Origin of the sequence: Staphylococcus sp. ACRSN, assembly GCF_022346615.1 — a bacterium.
Lineage (GTDB): Bacteria > Bacillota > Bacilli > Staphylococcales > Staphylococcaceae > Staphylococcus.
In genome coordinates this window covers 257,975-278,479 of record NZ_JAKRNS010000003.1, presented here as the reverse complement: position 1 = coordinate 278,479, position 20,505 = coordinate 257,975, and the positions used below count along the sequence as shown (strand labels likewise).

The 20,505-nt window shown below is 32.3% G+C and carries 21 protein-coding genes; 1 reads left to right on the top strand and 20 read right to left on the bottom strand.

The features are described from left to right. Positions 1-45: 45 nt before the first annotated feature. From MHZ36_RS04830 to ccpN, 6 genes are all read right to left on the bottom strand, one after another. A complete protein-coding gene (locus MHZ36_RS04830) occupies positions 46-1,149 on the bottom strand; it encodes a Nif3-like dinuclear metal center hexameric protein (protein ID WP_239229951.1) in 1,104 nt (367 codons plus the stop codon). Continuing rightward, positions 1,150-1,827, bottom strand: coding sequence for a tRNA (adenine(22)-N(1))-methyltransferase (locus tag MHZ36_RS04825; RefSeq protein WP_239229950.1), 678 nt, complete (start codon positions 1,825-1,827; stop codon positions 1,150-1,152). 68 nt (positions 1,828-1,895) lie between these two features. After that, complete coding sequence (gene rpoD / locus MHZ36_RS04820; RefSeq protein WP_239229949.1) at positions 1,896-3,002, bottom strand: RNA polymerase sigma factor RpoD; 1,107 nt, start codon at positions 3,000-3,002, stop codon at positions 1,896-1,898. 139 nt (positions 3,003-3,141) lie between these two features. Continuing rightward, on the bottom strand, positions 3,142-4,926 hold the full coding sequence (dnaG, locus tag MHZ36_RS04815) for a DNA primase (protein WP_239229948.1): 1,785 nt from the start codon (positions 4,924-4,926) through the stop codon (positions 3,142-3,144). A 43-nt stretch (positions 4,927-4,969) separates the two neighbouring features. After that, a complete protein-coding gene (locus tag MHZ36_RS04810) occupies positions 4,970-5,794 on the bottom strand; it encodes a pyruvate, water dikinase regulatory protein (protein ID WP_239229947.1) in 825 nt (274 codons plus the stop codon). A 12-nt stretch (positions 5,795-5,806) separates the two neighbouring features. After that, positions 5,807-6,430: a transcriptional regulator CcpN gene (ccpN, locus tag MHZ36_RS04805; RefSeq protein ID WP_239229985.1), complete on the bottom strand. Its 624-nt coding sequence runs from the start codon at positions 6,428-6,430 to the stop codon at positions 5,807-5,809. A gap of 347 nt (positions 6,431-6,777) precedes the next feature. Between ccpN and MHZ36_RS04800 the strand changes: the two genes are divergently transcribed. Continuing rightward, positions 6,778-8,169, top strand: a complete 1,392-nt coding sequence (locus tag MHZ36_RS04800; protein ID WP_239229946.1) for a glycine--tRNA ligase — start codon at positions 6,778-6,780, stop codon at positions 8,167-8,169. 366 nt (positions 8,170-8,535) lie between these two features. On the opposite strand, the gene recO is transcribed toward MHZ36_RS04800, so the two are convergent. The 14 genes from recO to dnaJ form a co-directional block, all read right to left on the bottom strand. Continuing rightward, entirely contained in the window at positions 8,536-9,294 is a 759-nt protein-coding gene (gene recO, locus MHZ36_RS04795) for a DNA repair protein RecO (protein WP_239229945.1), read from the bottom strand. 22 nt (positions 9,295-9,316) lie between these two features. Continuing rightward, on the bottom strand, positions 9,317-10,216 hold the full coding sequence (era, locus tag MHZ36_RS04790) for a GTPase Era (RefSeq protein ID WP_239229943.1): 900 nt from the start codon (positions 10,214-10,216) through the stop codon (positions 9,317-9,319). Continuing rightward, positions 10,216-10,620 (bottom strand): cytidine deaminase, encoded by a 405-nt coding sequence (gene cdd / locus MHZ36_RS04785; protein WP_239229941.1) that lies wholly within the window; start codon positions 10,618-10,620, stop codon positions 10,216-10,218. Before cdd ends, era begins: the two co-directional genes overlap by 1 nt. 89 nt (positions 10,621-10,709) lie before the next feature. After that, positions 10,710-11,045 carry a diacylglycerol kinase family protein gene (locus MHZ36_RS04780; protein ID WP_239229939.1) on the bottom strand — a complete coding sequence of 112 codons (336 nt, stop codon included), beginning with the start codon at positions 11,043-11,045 and terminating at the stop codon, positions 10,710-10,712. Between the two features lie 5 nt (positions 11,046-11,050). Then, a complete protein-coding gene (ybeY, locus tag MHZ36_RS04775) occupies positions 11,051-11,512 on the bottom strand; it encodes an rRNA maturation RNase YbeY (RefSeq protein WP_239229937.1) in 462 nt (153 codons plus the stop codon). Further along, the gene (locus tag MHZ36_RS04770) at positions 11,513-12,460 is read right to left on the bottom strand and encodes a PhoH family protein (protein WP_239229935.1); all 948 of its coding nucleotides are present in this window, start codon (positions 12,458-12,460) and stop codon (positions 11,513-11,515) included. A 542-nt stretch (positions 12,461-13,002) separates the two neighbouring features. Next, complete coding sequence (locus MHZ36_RS04765; RefSeq protein WP_239229933.1) at positions 13,003-13,662, bottom strand: hypothetical protein; 660 nt, start codon at positions 13,660-13,662, stop codon at positions 13,003-13,005. Positions 13,663-13,677: 15 nt separating this feature from the next. Further along, positions 13,678-14,661 carry a flotillin-like protein FloA gene (gene floA, locus MHZ36_RS04760; protein WP_239229931.1) on the bottom strand — a complete coding sequence of 328 codons (984 nt, stop codon included), beginning with the start codon at positions 14,659-14,661 and terminating at the stop codon, positions 13,678-13,680. Between the two features lie 12 nt (positions 14,662-14,673). Further along, the gene (locus MHZ36_RS04755) at positions 14,674-15,321 is read right to left on the bottom strand and encodes an NfeD family protein (protein ID WP_239229984.1); all 648 of its coding nucleotides are present in this window, start codon (positions 15,319-15,321) and stop codon (positions 14,674-14,676) included. A 362-nt stretch (positions 15,322-15,683) separates the two neighbouring features. After that, positions 15,684-15,860, bottom strand: coding sequence for a 30S ribosomal protein S21 (gene rpsU, locus MHZ36_RS04750; RefSeq protein ID WP_042738558.1), 177 nt, complete (start codon positions 15,858-15,860; stop codon positions 15,684-15,686). 349 nt (positions 15,861-16,209) lie between these two features. Then, complete coding sequence (mtaB, locus tag MHZ36_RS04745; RefSeq protein ID WP_239229929.1) at positions 16,210-17,556, bottom strand: tRNA (N(6)-L-threonylcarbamoyladenosine(37)-C(2))-methylthiotransferase MtaB; 1,347 nt, start codon at positions 17,554-17,556, stop codon at positions 16,210-16,212. Between the two features lie 5 nt (positions 17,557-17,561). Continuing rightward, complete coding sequence (locus tag MHZ36_RS04740; RefSeq protein ID WP_239229927.1) at positions 17,562-18,314, bottom strand: 16S rRNA (uracil(1498)-N(3))-methyltransferase; 753 nt, start codon at positions 18,312-18,314, stop codon at positions 17,562-17,564. Beyond that, positions 18,314-19,255: a 50S ribosomal protein L11 methyltransferase gene (gene prmA / locus MHZ36_RS04735; protein ID WP_239229926.1), complete on the bottom strand. Its 942-nt coding sequence runs from the start codon at positions 19,253-19,255 to the stop codon at positions 18,314-18,316. Before prmA ends, MHZ36_RS04740 begins: the two co-directional genes overlap by 1 nt. A 3-nt stretch (positions 19,256-19,258) precedes the next feature. Continuing rightward, entirely contained in the window at positions 19,259-20,392 is a 1,134-nt protein-coding gene (gene dnaJ / locus MHZ36_RS04730) for a molecular chaperone DnaJ (RefSeq protein WP_239229925.1), read from the bottom strand. Positions 20,393-20,505: the final 113 nt, after the last annotated feature.

Here is a 20,505-nt window from a genome sequence, read left to right as displayed (position 1 = left end):
TAATAATTCAAATCATTAATGCGAAATACTATTGTTCTATACATGTTACAAATAAGTAAATGGATCTGTGTTAATTGTCGAAACATTGATATTGACATGTAAAGATGCTTCACCTAACCATTGCTCAAGTAAAGATTTCAAACCCTCCTTCATAACATATTCACTATAATGGTTAATGTCGAGTAAATTAAGGCCTGCTATTTTCGCATCCAGGGCATCATGATGTTTGATGTCTCCAGTTATAAATATATCTGCGCCTTTTCTAGTTGCATCGTATTCAAAACCTATACCCGAACCACCAATAATTGCCACATTATTAATTGAATCTTCTAAGTTACCAGTAAAACGAACGCTCGGCATATCCAATTTAGACTTAACATGATTTACAAATTCAGTCACAGAATAATGTCGATCAAGACTACCAATCATTCCTAAACCATAGCCAGCTTCTTTTTCTAATTGAATAAAATCATAAACAGGCGTTTCATATGGATGGAATTGTTTTATTAAATCAATAGTTATTGATTTTTGATTTTTTTCAATCATAAATTCTAATTTGATTTCATCCACATATTCAATTTTATCTATTTCACCTAAATAAGGTTTAGCACCGTTTACAGGTTTAAATTGACCAGTTCCTTCACTTTCAAAGAAACAATATTCATAATCCCCTTCTTGAGCTAATCCATGGTCACTTAATTGTTGCTTGAAATTTTGAAGGTTCTTGCTTGGAATGAACACTTGCACTTTGTAATATGTCGTTTTTTCAGGATTGAGTATTTGCATATTTTGCAAACCTATTTTATCGCCGAGCATAGCATTGACACCTTTGGGATAAACATCTAAATTCGTATGCAATGCAATAAGATTTATGTCATTTCGTATCAATTTATGAATTATAGCGCCATATCCATCTTGTTGAATAATTTGTTTGACACCTTTAAAAATAAGTGGATGATGACAAATAATCGTGTTTACTCCTATATCTATAGCCTCATCAACTACCTGTTCTGTACAATCCAATCCAGTAAGAATACCAGTAATTTCAGCATTTTTATTTCCAATTAACAGGCCAACGTTATCCCAATTTTCCGCAGTATCAAATGGGGTATGTTTATCAATAATTTGTAATAAATCGCTGATTTTCATTTATAACACCTCATTAATTAAATTAATTTCACCGTTAATTTCTATCAATCTTTCAGCATGTTGCGTTTCATTTAAATTATGTTTAATTTTATAAAGTGACTCAAGCTCATGTTGCCATTTTTTATAAAATATAGCATTTTTTTCGACAAGTAAATATGGGCCGAATTTCAATTCTTGTTCGTTCATAGATACAGGTTGTTCACTGTAATCAGCAACAATTATTTCATAAATATGACCTTTTTCTTCAAAAATTTCTTCAGCCACAATAGTATAATGTAAATTTGGTAATAACTTTCTGATTGCACTTGATTGTACATTACTTTGCAAAATCAACCTTGGCGAATTAGTTAATTTGCTTTGGCCTTCATTTAAAATTTTCGCAATAAGAGGTCCACCCATGCCACAAATTGTGACAGCTGTTACTTCATTTATATCATCGAGTACCGACAGACCGTCTCCTAATCGCACATCTATTACTTTCCCTAGAACGTGTTCAGCTACACTTCTTTTCGAAGCTTCAAAAGGCCCTTTGATTACTTCCCCTGCAATTGCTTTCGTCGCTAATTGGTTTTCAATCGCATAAATTGGTAAATAAGCATGGTCAGAACCTATATCTGCTAAATAATCACCTTTAATATATTGACTTACCTTTTTTAATCTTTGATTTAACGGAATCATATTAGTTGAATCTCCTCACATGATATGTAAAAAGCTCTTTTGTACTATGTACAAAAGAGCTGAAAAAATTAGTCCATAAAGTCTTTTAAACGTTTACTTCTACTTGGATGTCTTAACTTTCTTAGCGCTTTAGCTTCAATTTGACGAATTCGTTCTCGAGTAACACCAAAGACTTTACCTACTTCTTCTAATGTACGCGTTCTACCATCATCTAAACCAAAACGTAATCTTAATACATTTTCTTCTCGGTCAGTTAATGTATCTAAAACATCTTCTAATTGTTCTTTTAATAACTCATAAGCTGCATGATCAGATGGGCTTTGTGCTTCCTGATCTTCGATGAAGTCACCTAAATGACTATCATCTTCTTCACCTATTGGTGTCTCTAGTGAAACAGGCTCTTGTGCTATTTTTAAGATTTCTCTTACTTTTTCAGGTGGTAAATCCATTTCTTCACCAATCTCTTCTGGTGCTGGATCACGGCCTAAGTCTTGTAATAGTTGTCTTTGTACACGAATCAATTTGTTAATTGTTTCTACCATATGCACTGGAATACGAATCGTTCTCGCTTGGTCTGCAATTGCACGTGTAATTGCCTGTCTTATCCACCACGTAGCATATGTTGAGAATTTGAAACCTTTACTAAAATCAAATTTCTCTACTGCTTTTATTAAGCCCATGTTACCTTCTTGAATTAAATCAAGGAATAACATGCCACGTCCAACATATCGTTTTGCGATACTTACTACTAGACGTAAGTTAGCTTCAGCTAAACGTGATTTCGCAATTTCGTCTCCTTGCTCAATTCTTTTAGCCAATTCAATTTCTTCTTGTGCACTTAAAAGGTTTACACGTCCAATTTCTTTTAAATACATACGGACTGGGTCATTAATTTTAACTCCTGGAGGGGCACTTAAATCATTTGGATTTAGTTTTGCATCCGTATCAGAGCTATCTTTTTCATTAACTAAACTAATGTCATTATCAGTTAATTGATCAAAGAATTCGTCCATTTGATCTGAATCCATTTCGAAATTCTGCATTTTTTCAGCAATTTCTTCGTGACTTAGGTGTCCTTCTTTTTTACCTTTTTCAATTAATTGTTTTTTTACATCTTCTAATGTAAGAGATGGATCGATGGTTTGTTTTTTTATTTTAACTCTATTTCCAGACATGAAATGGCCTCCCGAATATAATATCAACTAGATATTAAAATATTATAAAGACAAAAAATTAATGAAACTAACTTAGAATAATACTTCAATATACATGTTGTCAATAGCATTAATATACAAATATATTCATTTTTTAAAATTAACTCATTCTATTTTTATTGAAATTAACAATTTTTTCTAAATAATATTTTTGTAATTCAATATCACCTAATTTTGAAGCCTCCCGGAGCTTATGATTAAGTGATTCAATCGTTTCTTCATTTCTATTAGATATAATTGTGTTTACATAATCTTCGATTTCATGTTCATAAGGTTCTTCATTAATCATATAGTTATCTAATGATATCAATGCTTCTTTAATTTCATTGGAATCGATATACTGTAACACATCACTAATATTAAACGTATCATTTTCTGAGTAAAACTCATGTAAAACATTAAATATACGCTTAAAAAACTGATTTGTAAAGTCTTCAAACTGAAGTGTCTGATGATAATTCAGAAAAATATCTTTATCATTCATAAAATGTTTTAATAGCGCCCGTTCTGCTTTTTCTTGTCTATTCAAATTATTAAATTGAGGTAATGACGGTAATTGATAATACTCGGGCTGACTATAATCTTGTTGGTGTCCTACTTCATTAATTAGACTATCCATGCTAACTTTAAACAATTCTGATACTTCTTGCAATATCTTTTTACGGAGAATAGTTGATTTCACATAGGAAATGTCACTCGTTATTTCTTTTAAGTAACGCTCATAAGCAAGGTCATTATTTTCAATTTCATCTTGATGTAGATGCACTTTATACAAAATAAATGATTTCTTTTCATGCTCAACATAATAATTAAATGCATCTGCGCCATGTTTTCTAATGTATTCATCAGGATCCATGTCTTTAGGCAATTGCACCACAAACACATTAAGTCCTTGTTGTAATAACATTTGCCCCGTTTTCACAGTTGCTTCGCTGCCTGCAAAATCACCATCAAACATTAAAGTTACATTTGAAGTTAATTTTTTTATAAAAGCCATGTGTTCTTGAGAAATTTGAGTCCCCATACTTGCTACAACGTGTTTTAGCCCTGCTTGATCCGATTTAATGACATCCATAAAACCTTCTAGTAGTATGATTTCATCAAGCTTTCTTATTACTCTACGTGCATGATCAACATTATAAAGTAATTTACGCTTTTGAAAAATAGGAGTTTCAGGACTGTTTAGATACTTAGGTTCTTGATTTGTGTATGTTCTACCTGAGTAGCCCACTGTACGTCCTTGTGCGTTAGTAAGTGGGAACATCACCCTATCTCTAAATCTATCATAGTAACTGAAGTTTTCTTCATTTCTTGATAATAGACCCGCTTCGTATGCAAGTTGTATATCGTATTCTTTTTTTTGTAAAAAATCATGACAAAAATGAGAGCTATTTGGTGCATAACCTATTTTTCTAGCATCAATTAAATCATCAGTAAATCCACGTTCTTTTAAATAGTTTAAAGCCGCTTCACCTTCAACTGTTTTCTTTAACGCATAATGATAATACTCTTGCATTAACTCATGCATTTCAATCATCTTTAAGTCATCTGAAGCAACTTGATGATTTTCATTACCCTCTTGACTTGAATTACCAGTATCTACTTTAATATTCACACGTTCGCCAAGTTCTTTAACGGCTTCAGTAAATGAAATACCTTTTATTTCTTGGGTAAATTGAAAAGCATTACCACCTTTTTTACAACCAAAACAGTGGCATATTTGTTTATCTTCAGAAACTGTAAAAGAAGGTGTCTTTTCATCATGAAAAGGACACAAACCAATGTAATTGCGCCCTCTTTTTTCTAATTTGACATACTCACTTACTAAATCAAGTATGTCCGTCTTATCTTTAATTTCATTAATTGTTGCTTGATCAATTCGCAAATATATCACCTATTAAACATTAATTATAATATTATAAATGTTTTCATTCATTTTTGAAACTATTTTGCTCAATTATGCTAATAATATTATTAGCTGTTTCTTCAATAGCTTTATCAGATACATCTAATACTGGACAACCTATTTTATCTACTAATTCATGAAAATAATTTAATTCTTCCTCAATACGTTGTTCTGTTGCGTACCTTGCACTATCTCCAAGTCCTAATTGCTTTAAACGTTCCTTGCGTATTTTATTTAATTTTTCTTCGCTGATTTTTAAAGCGATACATTTTGACGGATCGATTTCAAATAAATCATCAGGTGGTGTTACTTCCGGAACTATTGGAATATTCATCACTTTATAACTCTTATGTGCTAAATATTGAGATAATGGTGTTTTGGATGTGCGTGAAATACCTAATAAAACAATATCTGCTTTTGGTAATCCTTTTGGATCTTTCCCGTCATCATATTTCACAGCAAATTCTATTGCATCTATTTTTTTAAAGTATGCTTCATCTAATCTATGTACTAACCCAGGTTCAAAATAAGGTTGTTCATCAATTTTATCCAACAGAATATTCATTAACGGTCCCATAATATCTACTGATTTTATTTCGAATTCTCTAAGTTTAGCTTCCATATATTTTCTTATTTCTGGTTTAACTAAAGTATATACGACAATTGCTTCTGTATCACGTGCTACTTGTATAACTTCATCTACATTTTCTAGTGCTTCTATATACGGATATCTATATATCTCACTATCACATTGATTGGGATTAAATTGTGAAATACATGCTCTTGCAACAAGTTCAGCTGTTTCACCTACTGAATCTGATGCAACAATGATTTTTATGTTTTCCATGATAAATACCACCTATTCATTAAATAATGATACAAATATTTTATTGATAGTAGTTTTTGAAATTCTACCTTTAACTTCATACTTCCCGTTTTCTTTTTTCATCACAATTGGTAATGAATCTATTTCCTTTTCAATCATAAGGTTAGCAGCATGTATAACACGCTCATCTTCTAAGACAAAGTGTAAATTCGGCATACGCGTCATTATGACATCAACTGGCATTGTATGAATGTCTTCTCCAATCATAGATGCCCGTAATAAATCTTTACGTGAACATACACCGACAAAATCACCATTATTATTTATAACAAATAATGTACTTACATCTTCTAAAAACAAAGTGCAAATTGCATCATAAATAGACATTTCGTTTTTTACAACAACAGGATGCGATGCATAGTCCTTGACTATATACTGCTTTAATTCATCAGCAATTAGTTTGTTTTTAGGTTTTCCAGAATAATAATATCCCACCCTTGGTCTTGCTTCTAAAATACCAGACATCGTCAAAATTGCTAAATCTGGTCTTAGCGTTGCCCTTGTCAAACTCAAACGTTCTGCGATATGTTCCCCAGTAATTGGCCCGTTATTCTTCACTATTTCAACAATTTGTTGTTGTCTCTTACTCAGTTCTATAGGTCTTCACCCCTTCATTCATTCTTCTTAATTATACATACTATTTTAAATTGCTACAAATACATCTATTTACTTGCTTATAAACATGCAATACATTAAAATTGTAATGAAAGCGAGTTAAGGATAGTGAGAGCTTAGCAATGGTTAATGGCTACAATTAAATTATAGTTAAAAGCGAGTGCACACACTAATTTGGGTGGAACCGCGGGTTAACAACAATCAAGCATATCAACACATGGATTTATGTGATTAAAAGTGATTAACTCGTCCCAAGATAAAGAAATGAGCAATAAGCTTGTTTCTTTGTCTTGGGGCGTTTTTATGTAAAAAAGGAGTGTATTTTGTAAATGGCAAAAGATATGGAAACGATAGTACAATTAGCGAAGCATAGAGGTTTCGTTTTTCCAGGTAGTGACATATATGGTGGTTTATCAAACACATGGGATTACGGTCCGCTAGGTGTAGAATTAAAAAACAATGTTAAAAAAGCATGGTGGCAAAAATTCATTACACAATCACCATATAATGTAGGTATCGATGCAGCAATTTTAATGAACCCAAAAACTTGGGAAGCATCTGGACATTTAGGTAACTTTAATGATCCGATGATTGACAACAAAGACAGTAAAATTCGATATCGTGCCGATAAAATCATCGAAGATTATATGGCCAACGAAAAAGGTGACGAAAATTTCGTTGCAGATGGTTTAAGTTTTGATGAAATGAAACGCATCATAGACGAAGAAGGCATCGTTTGTCCAGTTAGTGGTACAGCAAATTGGACTGATATTCGTCAATTTAATTTGATGTTTAAAACATTCCAAGGTGTTACCGAAGATTCAACTAATGAAATTTTCTTACGCCCAGAAACAGCACAAGGTATCTTTGTAAACTATAAAAACGTTCAACGTACAATGCGTAAAAAATTACCATTTGGTATTGGTCAGATTGGTAAATCATTCAGAAACGAAATTACACCAGGTAACTTTATTTTCAGAACACGTGAATTCGAACAGATGGAATTAGAATTCTTCTGTAAACCAGGTGAAGAAATTGAATGGCAAAACTATTGGAAGACTTTCGCTAGCCAATGGTTAAAAGATTTAAAATTAAGTGAAGCAAATACACGATTACGTGACCACGATGATGATGAATTATCACATTATTCAAATGCAACGACTGATATTGAATATCGCTTCCCATTCGGTTGGGGTGAGCTATGGGGTATCGCTAGTCGTACTGACTTCGACTTGAAAAAACATAGTGAACATTCTGGCGAAGATTTCCAATACCACGATCAAGAAACTGGAGAAAAATATATTCCATATTGTATCGAACCATCATTAGGTGCTGACCGTGTTACACTTGCATTCTTATGTGATGCTTATGAAGAAGAAGGTGTAGAAGGAAGTAAAGATGCAAGAACCGTATTACGTTTCCACCCTGCACTTGCTCCATATAAAGCTGCAGTGTTACCATTAAGCAAAAAATTATCTGGTGAAGCAATTAAAGTCTTTGAAGAATTAAGTGCAAGCTTCTCTATAGACTTTGACGAATCACAATCTATTGGTAAACGCTATAGAAGACAAGATGAAATTGGAACACCTTACTGTATTACATTTGATTTCGATTCTTTAGAAGATCAACAAGTTACAGTACGTGACCGTGATACTATGGAACAAGTACGTATGCCTATTTCAGAATTAGAAGCATTTTTAGTTGAAAAAACTAAATTTTAATTAATTTAATCACTTAATCTTGTTTGGGGCATAAATTCCCATACTCAAAAAGAGAGTCAATCCATATTGGATTGACTCTCTTTTTTATTTAAAATCTTACCGCTTTGATTTTACATATTTGTCTAGATAATATTTATAAAAATAAATAAGGTTAAATGAAATAAATATAAAGGATATATAAGCACTACAAACTCCAAACTTTCATTGAAACAATGAAAACGTAAATTTCTATATATTTTTAATATAAATTTACGTTTGTTTTTAAGTCCGAGCGATTTATCTTTCAGACTTGTTTTTATCCTTATTTTATAACTAAACCGTTATTAAAAATTTTTAACTTCATTGAACATTTTATCGTTCTCACTACTACGATAGATGATCTAGCCTATGTAATTGGTTAATCAATTTTTGACTTTTAAAATACATACCTGCATATTCTTTATACATTAATATAACTAATTCAGACATTTCATCAACTATATCGTTATGAATGTTCAAGGAACTCATTTGTTTAAATGGTAATTTTTGTAAGATATCCAATAAATAAAGCGTTTTATTGGATACTATCAATGCATGTGGATCTCGATCTTTCACAGCGTCAGAAATTGCACCGTCAAACTTAAAACTATAACCTATTAATTTAGATTGGTCAGGACTATCTGTAACTACACATTTATCAAAAATTGCTTTAAAGCCAAATTTTGTCATATATTTTAGTAATACAATTACAGACATCAATTGTGCCGATACACCTGCTTTAATTTTTTCTAATACGAAATGTAGAATATCATAGCTATATTGCGAAACTTCTTCATACTCAAACGATCTATCGATTACTTCTGCACACAAACTTGCAAAGCTACTTTCGTAGATATCTAATCTCAAGTGGTAATGTTGATCGATTACATCTACTGTACTTAATGTCCCCATACCTTTCCACTTAGAATAAATAAACAAGCCATACACAAACAATTGTGTATTAGCTTGCAATCCACTTCTACTCTTTTTAGCTTTTCTGACCATCAACGGTACTTTCGCACCATGTTCATTTAATATCGTTATAATTTTATCGGACTCGCCGTAATCAACCGCTTTTATTATAATACCTTTTTGTTTGATTAACATTGTAGCTCACCGACTCTCAAAATTAATCTTGATCTTCAAGATAACCCATTTGACGAATAAAGTTCACTTTATTACGCCAATCCTTTTGTACTTTAACCCATAACTCTAAGTAAACTTTAGATCCTAATAATCTTTCAATATCTTGACGGGCACGTTTTCCAACTTCTTTTAATTTCTTACCGCCCTTACCAATAACAATACCTTTTTGAGAATCTCTTTCCACATAAATCGTCGCTTCAATTCTAACTCTATCTTCATCTTCCTTTATCATACGATCGACATTGACACCAATCGCATGAGGAATTTCTTCACTTGTTAAATGTAAAATTTTCTCTCGTATTAATTCACCAACAACAAATTGTTCGGGATGATCTGAAATTTGATCGTCAGGATAATATTTTGGTCCAGCAGGTAAGTAAGATTTTAACACACCAATAAAATGATCTACATTTAAACCTTCTAGTGCAGAAATTGGAACAATTTCCGTGAAATCCATATACTGTTTGTATTTTTCAATTCTAGGCATAAGTTGATCAGGATGAACTAAATCTATCTTATTTAACACGAGGAATACAGGTGTTTTTATAGATTTTAACATATCCATAATAAATTCATCACCACGACCAATATCTTCATTTACGTTAACCATAAACATAATTGCGTCAATTTCTGACAATGTATTTTTTGCTACATTCATCATATAATCGCCTAATTTATGTTTAGGTTTATGAATGCCTGGTGTATCCAAGAAAATAATTTGTGCATCATCTTGAGTCATAACACCTTGAATTTTATTTCTTGTCGTCTGTGCTTTATCAGACATAATAGCAATTTTATGTCCAATCACACGATTTACAAAGGTAGATTTCCCAACATTTGGTCTACCAATAATTGATATAAAACCTGATTTATGTTCTGTCATTAATTTAAATCCTTTCCAGAAAACCCTAAGGGTAATAATTGTTCAACTGTTGATTCTATTACTTTACCAGAATGATTAGTCATGTAGACCGGCATATCATCATCGCAAAGTTCCTTCATAACTTGTCTACATGCTCCACATGGTGATGACGGCTCATCTGCATCTACGGTAATCGTTATTGATTCAAAATCACCTGGTTTGTATCCTTGTGAAATTGCAGCTACTAAACTTGATCTTTCAGCACATATCGTCATTGGGTATGCTGCGTTTTCTACATTAGCGCCATAAAATGTTTGACCATCCTTTGTTTTTAAAAATGCACCTACTTTAAAATTACTATATGGTACATAAGCTCTAGATTGCGCTTCTCTTACTTCCTTATAATAATGCGGTTGATATGCCATAATTCGCCCTCTCCCATTCAACTATCATTGATTAGTATATTAATGTATGCTCTATAATTATAAACATTTTCTATAAAAATGCACTACTTTCAGAATAAATAAGGTAGAAAAACAATCAAACCAATAGCTAAGGCGATCATTGATGCAATCATAACGCTGAATGCTGCAACATCTTTCGCATATTTTGCCAGTAGTTGATATTCACTTGTGACGAGGTCTACAACGAATTCAACTGCAGTATTTATAGCTTCGAATGCTAATACTAATCCTATTGCAAGTATGATAAACACCCACTCAATCGATGTAATATTAAACCAAACACCGCAGAGTAAAGCTATTATTCCGACAATCACATGCATTAAAAATTTCGTGTCTTTTTTCAAAAGTATCATCATACCTTGAAATGCATATTTAAACCTATTCATAACTATTAATCTCTAGTTAATCCATAGGCATTTAAAATTTGATCTTGTCGTCCAAACATTTCTTTTTCATCAGCTTCATTCATATGATCATAACCTAATAAATGTAAAAATCCATGTAATGCTAAAAATCCAAGTTCACGTTCAAATGAATGCCCATAACTTTCGGCTTGTTCATTTGCTACATCAGTGCATATAATAATATCTCCTAACACACGTGGCATATCTAAGCCTGTTATTTCGGGTTCATCTTCTTCTAGCGCGAACGAAATAACATCAGTCACTTTATCTTTATCTCGATAGGTTTTATTAATTTCTTGAATTTCATTTTTATCTACAAAGGTAACAGATAGTTCTGCTTCACCTTCAATTTGTTCTTGTTCCTTTGCAAAAGTTAACAATTTATCTATTTGTTCATACCATTCATCTTTTACTAAGTCTGTATGGTCATTAAAATCAATTGTGAACATCTACTCATCTCCCTCATATCTATCTATGATTTTACTTACTAATGGGTGTCTCACCACATCACTTTGATCTAAATGATGGATACTTAAACCTTTCACATCTTTTAATTTATTGATTGCTTCTTTGAGTCCACTTTTCACACCTTTAGGTAAGTCGATTTGAGTGTGATCACCAGTGACAACCATTTTAGAACCAAATCCTAGACGTGTTAAGAACATTTTCATTTGAGCATGTGTCGTATTTTGTGCTTCATCTAAAATGACAAAAGCATCATCTAAAGTTCTACCACGCATGTATGCTAATGGCGCAATTTCAATTATACCTCTATCAATAAACCTAGCAGTTTGTTCTCTTCCTAATACTGTATTCAATCCATCATATAAAGGACGTAAGTAAGGATCAACTTTTTCCTTTAAATCACCAGGTAAGAAACCTAATGATTCCCCAGCTTCGACTGCTGGTCGTGTTAATACAATACGCTTTACATTTCCTTTGCGTAACTGTTTAGCTGCATATACTACTGCTAAAAATGTTTTACCTGTACCTGCAGGACCAACACCAAATACTAAATCATTATGGTGCATAGCATTAACATATAAGCGTTGTCCCATTGTTTTAGCTCTTATCGTTTTACCAAATGCATCTTTGGTAATCTCATCATCATATAAATCGATTAAGTATTGAATCGTACCTTTATGTGCCATTTTAATCGCTGCTTCGACATCTTTTAAAGTAATCGATACACCTTGTTGAATGACTTTTAATAAATTGATAAGTACTGATTCAGCTTTTTCTACATGCTCAACATGTGCACCTCTAACAGCAATTTCTTGTCCTCGAGCATGTACAATGACATCAAATCCTTCCTCGATTGCTTTAAGGTGTTCATCGTTATTTCCAATGAGCGCTTGTGCTTCATTGATGTCATCAATTTGAATAATTCCAGGCATATAGTTGCTCCTTTTCAAACATAGTCGTTTATCCTTATTTTATCTTATTAGATTTTAAGATACAAAAAATAGTTTTTCAAAATAACTTCTTCATTCTTGTAATAAAGTTAGCTTTTAAACCTAATATAATTACATTCTAATTATATCATGAATTAACTTTATATCATTTCAAAGAGAATTAAATCGCTTATCTTTCTAGGAAATTTTACGTTTAATTAACAATCTTCATTAAAAAATATGTAAAGTCGACCGCAAAAAGTTTCTCAATGTAGCTATCTTCATTATTGGTCATACTATTTCGACTTATGTCCTAATCCTTTTTTATAAAACATACAATACAATTGGATTTTAGGATCCATTTTTCATCTATATTTAAAATTAACAGACGCGTTATAGTCATACATTAATCGAGTATTTATTACTTCATTTAAAATTTTATAATGTCGTAGAACCCATAAAATTTTAAATAAAGAAGAGCTAATTCATATTTCGAATTAGCTCTTCTTAAGCACGGGTATAAACTCATACCTCATAGTGTGTTTTTATAATTGTTTAGGTTTTTCTAAAATTTCTGACCATATGATACCATTGACTACTTCGTCATTATCAAATCGAAATTGACCATTCGAATTAGAACTTTGAATTTTATGTGAATATATCAACTGTTTCAATCGATAACGCTTCGTGCGTTCAGATAAATTTTTATCTGCAATAATTGCACGTGCTTTACGTTCAGTTCGTTGTAATTTCTTTTCATTCTCTTTATCTAATTCACTACGAACGTCTTGTAAATCACCTTTTAAATTGCTTTCCAATTCTTTTCTTAATTGTTCTTCTTTTTGATTTTGTGAACGTCTCGCTTTTTCTGCTTCAGTCTCATTTGTATCATTAGAAGTCATTGGATTTGGTTTTTCTTGACGTTGTTGTGTTTCTATTTTTTTTGACGGTTGATCCACAGGACTAGAAGGTTCCGGTTTAGGACCATTTGTAGGTGGTTCTTCATTTAATTGTTTTTCTATTTCTTTAAATGCCTTCCCTACTTCTTCAAGGAAACCACGTTTTTGTGGTTGCTCTTGTTTCTGCTTAGTTTGGGTATTTGTTGGCCGTTTTTGATTTTGTCTTTCTTTATGACTATTGTCATTAATAGCACTAATGATAGTTACTACTACAGAAATGACAAAAATGATAATACCTATACTCATTTAATCACCCCTAAATTATTTATCCGGTGATTCTTCATCTTCTTGATTTGTACGTTTATTAATTGAATTACGCATACCTGTATCTGCTTCAATATTTTTCAAATTATAGTAATCTTTCACACCTAAATTTCCTTCACGTAAAGCTTCTGCCATCGCTAAAGGTACTTCAGCTTCAGCTTCAACAACTTTAGAACGCATTTCTTGAACTTTGGCTTTCATTTCTTGCTCTTGCGCAACAGCCATTGCTCTTCGTTCTTCTGCTTTTGCTTGTGCAATATTTTTGTCTGCAAGCGCTTGTTCAGTTTGTAAGTCTGCACCAATGTTTTTACTAATATCAACATCTGCAATATCAATTGATAAAATTTCAAAAGCTGTTCCCGAATCTAATCCCTTACTTAATACAGTTTTAGAAATATTATCAGGATTTTCAAGTACTTGTGTATGGTGTTCACTTGAACCAATTGTCGATACAATACCTTCACCGACACGTGCTATAATTGTTTCTTCACCAGCACCACCTACAAGTCTGGCGATATTTGCTCGTACTGTAATACGCGCCTTCGCTTTGACTTCGATACCATTCATAGCAACACCTGCAATAAACGGTGTCTCAATAACTTTAGGATTTACTGACATTTGTACTGCTTCTAATACATCTCTACCTGCTAAATCTATCGCTGCACCACGTTCAAATGGCAAATTAATATCTGCTCTTTGCGCAGCAATATTAGCATCTACAACTCTATCTACATTTCCTCCTGCTAAATAGTGAGACTCAAGTTGATTTGTAGTTAATTGTAACCCAGCTTTGTGTGCCTTAATTAACGGTGAAATCACTTTTCTAGGTGAAACTCTTCTTAATCTCATACCTACAAGTGTACCTATACCTACTTTAACTCCTGCTGCAATTGCAGAAATCCAAAGCCCTACAGGAACAAATGAAAATAAAAGTAATAATGCAATAACAACTATGACAGCAATAATAATTAATCCAGTCATATTTTCTCTCCTTTATGATTCGATTTCTCTTACAACAACACGCGTACCTTCTACTTCTAAAATTGTGACCTCTTTATTTCGTAAAATAAATGATCCATCAGAAACTGCATCGATACGTTCATTATTGTATGTAATAATACCAGCTGGTCTTAAGTCAGTTGACGTAGTCGCAGTTTGGCCAACTAAATAAGAGCGATCTTCATGTGAAGTGTATCCAGCCTCTGCATTTGTAGAATCTTTTAGTACAACTTTTTCCAAAAATGGAATGTTTCGTTTGAAAATTTTCACAAGTACCACCCATTCAATGATTGATAATATAAGCGCAACAACAACATTTGCAATCATAAAAATTAAATTATCACCTAAAGTGACAATACTTAAGACAATAAACGTAATACCAATAATACCTATAATTGCACCTACTACAAACAATTCAATGATTACAAATAGTACACCTATAGCAAACAGTATTACTGAATAGAAATTAACATCTCCTTTAATGAAAAATCCTAAAAAGAAGATAAGTAAAGCTAATGTAGCTAAAATTCCTATTAAATTAATACGTTTTGAGTATAGTTGATATAAAAATCCCATAAAAATTATACACGTTAAAATAAGTGCAATCACAGGATTCACAATTATATTTGCTAAATAATTCATCCAATCTCCATTTCCGCCAAAAGCTGTTAAAAAGACTGTATGTATACTACCCGAAGAAAACACCCTATCACCTCGCTCTCTACTTAATTATACATGAAATTAATATGCGATTATAGAGATAGCATCATATTATTTAGTTTTATTTTATTTTTGCCAATATTTAAGTTATTTAATAATTTTAATATTGCTTATTAATTTCAAAATATTATTACATTAACGGTGTTAAAATCAAATTTTGAAATAAAATCAATGCATTTATATTGTCTTAATTTAGGACAAAAAATAAGCCTTAGTTGAATATTCAACTAAGGCTTTGCTTTTATAATTAATGTTGGTGTTGAGGGAGTCAACGAAACAATTAATTATTTGAATTTACGTTTACGTGCAGCTTCTGATTTCTTTTTACGTTTAACGCTTGGTTTTTCGTAAAATTCACGTTTACGTACTTCTTGAATCGTACCGCTTTTAGAAACTGAGCGTTTGAAACGACGTAAAGCATCTTCAAGTGATTCGTTATTTTTGACTACTGTTTTAGACATGTGTATTTCCCTCCCTCCAAATATCAACGAAACTTTATTATCATTACATGGTTTTGAACCATGTATAAGTTAGTATAATATATCTGATTAATGTGGTCAATTAGGAAATTTTCCCCTTTATTGACTTCTTGTTAATAAAATTATAAAAATGGCTCAATGACAGGCTTTGAAGCTATTTAAGTTGCATTTATTTTAAGTTTAAAAATTTTTCCATACTCAAATAATAATCTTGTTAAAGTCGATTGTATCAGTATTTTCAAGAAATTCAATTTAATAACAAATCAATGAAAGCTTTTAAACAAACTTCGCCTGTTTTAAACATACTTTTAAAATTATTAAATCAGAAATTTCACACTAAGACTGAGCGTTCAGTTTTATTTGTTGCATGATCAACTACTCTTAATAATTCCCCTTGATTAATAGGATAATCTGGTTTATTAATCTTAACTTTAACCAGTTGTCCTATTAGCGATTCATCTCCGGTAAATTGAACTTTCATGTAATTATCAGCATAACCAACTAAGGTATTTGGTTCTTCACCCGATTCTTCTGGAATTATCTCTAACACATCTTGATCAAACTTAGATGCATAGGTTTTAGCTAGTTGGTCACTTAAATTAATCAATCGATGAACACGTTCGTTTTTGACTTCTTCTTCGATTTGATCGTCCATTCTTGCTGCAGGTGTTCCAATTCTAGGAGAATAAGGGAATACATGCAGTTCCGAAAATTGATGATCTACTATAAAATCATAGGTTTCTTGAAATTCTTCTTCAGTTTCTCCAGGAAATCCAACAATAACATCGCTTGTCACTGCTAACCCAGGTAAGACTTCATGCAGACGTGTTAGTCTTTCTGAAAAATGAGCCATAGTATACTTTCTTCTCATTCTCTTAAGCACTATGTCGGAACCAGATTGAAGTGGTATATGCAAGTGTCTTACAACTTTATTTGATTGTGCAATAACTTCAATAACTTCATCAGTTAGTTGACTCGCCTCAATTGAAGAAATTCTGATTCGTTCTAATCCATCTATAGTTTCTAAATCGCGAAGTAATTGGGCGAGATTGTAATTTTTCAAATCTTGACCATAACCACCTGTGTGTATACCTGTTAATACAATTTCTTTATAACCTGAATCAACAAGTTGTGCTGCTTGTGCGATTACTTTTTCCGGTTCTCTAGAACGCATTAGGCCTCTTGCCCAAGGAATAATACAAAACGTACAAAAGTTATTGCATCCTTCTTGAATCTTAAGTGATGCACGTGTACGGTCAGTGAAATATGGTACTTCCAATTCTTCGTAAGTTCTATTTTTCATAATATTTCCGACACCATTAATTGGTTGTCTTTCATTTTTGAATGTTTCAATATATCCAATTAATTTATTTCTGTCTTGAGTTCCTACAACAATATCAACACCAGGAATATTCATAATTTCAGCTGGCGATGTTTGGGCATAACAACCCGTTACGCAGACTACTGCGTCGGGATTTTGCCTGATAGCACGTCTTATTACTTGTCTACTTTTTTTATCACCTGTGTTTGTGACAGTACAAGTATTGATCACAAATACGTCAGCATTTGTTTCGAAATCAACTCTGTCATAATCTGCCTCTTTGAATAATTGCCAAATTGCCTCAGTTTCATAATGATTTACTTTACAACCTAATGTGTGAAATGCAACTGTTGCCATAAATATCACCCCAACAAATCTTTTTGATAGCTTACAGCACTTAAGACATATAATGGTGCTGTCTCAGCTCTTAAAATTCTAGGACCAAGCCCTACCTGTGAAGCATTTGCGTTGAACATTTCAACTTCATCAGATGATAAGCCGCCCTCTGGCCCGAAAATGACTAATACACGATCACCAGACTTGAAATTTTGAACTTGCTTTTTAAAGGTGCTAGCTTCCCCATCTTTTGCAGCATCTTCGTAGGCAATCAGTACATAATCATATTCATTTATATTATCATATATCATTTTTAAATTCGACTTATACTGTATTTCTGGAATAACTAAACGATAACTTTGTTCAGCTGCTTCTTTGATGATTTTTTGCCACCTGTCTAGTTTTTTATCAACTTTACTTTCAGTTAATTTTACAACTGAACGTTGCATTCCTACCGCAATAAAATCATTTGCACCTAATTCGGTCGCTTTTTGAAGCATCCACTCATATTTATCTGCTTTGATTAAACCACTACATATTGTAATTTTTTGTGGTAGTTCTGTATCTATTTCTAGATTCTCAATCAAATGCACTTCTATGTAATCATTTTGAATACTACTAATTTCACATTTATATGCTTGCTCATTACTAAAAGTAACAATGATTTTAGTACCTACTTGATGTCTCATTACATTCACTATATGATGTATATCACCTTTATCTTCAATAAAAAAACGCTGATTTTCATCAGCGTTTTGGTTAATAAAGTATCTCTGCATTATAATTCGCCCACTTTCTGACCAACGATACATACCCAACTGTTATCATGATCAATAGAAATAATTTTAAAACCTGCACGCTTCATCTGTTCTACAATGGATTCGTGTTTTTCTTCAATTATACCTGAAGTTATAAAATAACCATCTTCATTTAAAGTATTATAAGCATCTTCAATCATTTCTTCAATAATATGAGCTAAAATATTGGCAATTACAATATCAAATTTTTCATTTTCTTCTTTTAATAAATTTCCTGGAACAGCTTCAATATAACTTTCACAGTTATTCTTAGCAAAGTTTTCTTTTGCAACTCTCACAGCCAAATCATCTACATCTAACGCTTTAATACGTTTTGCACCAATGAGATGTGCAGCAATACTTAGAATACCTGAACCTGTTCCAACATCAATTACTGAATTATCTGGTGATACATAACGTTCTATTGCCTTTAAGCACATACTTGTTGTTGGATGATCACCTGTACCAAATGCCATACCAGGATCTAACTCAATGCATAATTCATCATTTTCTTCTTTATCATACTGCTCCCAACTAGGAACAATTGTAAATAAATTAGATGCTCGAAATGGATGAAAATAATTTTTCCATTCATTTTCCCAATCTTGCTCTTGAATCGAATGTTCTTCAAATTTAAAAATATTTTGGTCTAAATCTTCTATTTCGGAAATTTGCTGAATTAATTTTGCTCTAAAATGCTCATCAAATTTCATTTCATTGAAATAAGCCTTTAAACGTACACCTGTTTCAGGATAATCGGAAGATTTCAAATTATATATCTCGCCGAATTTATCTTCAAATTCATGATTCAAGTCATTTGAGTCCTCAATCACGACACCGTTAGATCCAGCATTTTCTAATATATTAGTAATAATTGGTGACACTTCATGGTTTGCAGTAATTGATATTTCGGTCCAGTTCATTTACTATTCTCCTTTAAAGAATCTTTTTGCTTTGTCTCTAAAATTAGAAGGTTGTTCTTCGATCTCTTCGCCACTAATTTCTGCAAATTCTCTTAACAATTCTTTTTGTCTGTCACTCATTTTGGTAGGTGTTACGACATTTATGTTAATAAATAGATCACCATGACCATAACCATGAACATTTTTAACACCTTTGTCTTTTAGTCTAAATTGTTTAGCAGTTTGTGTGCCTGAAGGTATTGTTAGCATTACACTACCATTTAAAGTTGGCACTTTCACTTCATCACCTAAAGCAGCTTGAGCAAAACTGATATCTAATGAATGATAAATGTCATCGCCATCACGTTCAAATATTTCAGATGGTTTAACTCTAAATACAACATATAAATCACCATGAGGACCACCGTTTTCACCTGGAGCACCTTCACCTGCCAATCTAATTTGTTGCTCGTTATCAACACCTTCTGGTATTTTTACGCTAATTTTAACATTTCTATTTTCTGTACCTTTACCATTACATGTTGGACATGGTTCTTCAAATTCTTGTCCTGAACCACTACACACAGGACAAACTTTTTCAGTGCGTACACGACCTAAAATTGTATTTTGTTCAACTGATACATGTCCTGCACCACTACAATATGAACAAGTCTTCTTATTCGTACCTGGTTTTGCTCCTTCACCATCACATGTATGACAAGTAACATCTTTACGAATAGAAATCTCTTTCTCTGCACCAAAAACAGCTTCATCGAAAGTTACTGTCATTGTATATTGTAAGTCATCACCTTTACGTGGTGCATTAGGGTCACGTTGACGGCCACCACCAAAGAACGAACTGAATATATCTTCAAATCCGCCACCACCAAATCCACTGAAGTCTTGACCACCAAAGCCTTGGCCACCAAAACCACCTTGTGGACCGTCGTGTCCAAATTGATCATAATTAGCACGTTTATTCTCATCACTTAAGACTTCATAAGCTTCAGATATCTCTTTGAATTTTTCATCTGAACCTTCTTCTTTGTTGATATCTGGATGATATTGTTTTGATAGTTTACGATAAGCCTTTTTTATTTCATCTTTAGAAGCACTTTTACTAACACCAAGGACTTCATAATAATCTCTTTTGGCCACTATGCTCTCTCCTTTTACTATTTTGTTAAATCACTTATAAAAAAAGAAAAAGTCAAAGCCAATGTTCAATTGACTTTGACTTAATTTGGCTAAGCAATTGTCTCATATTTAGT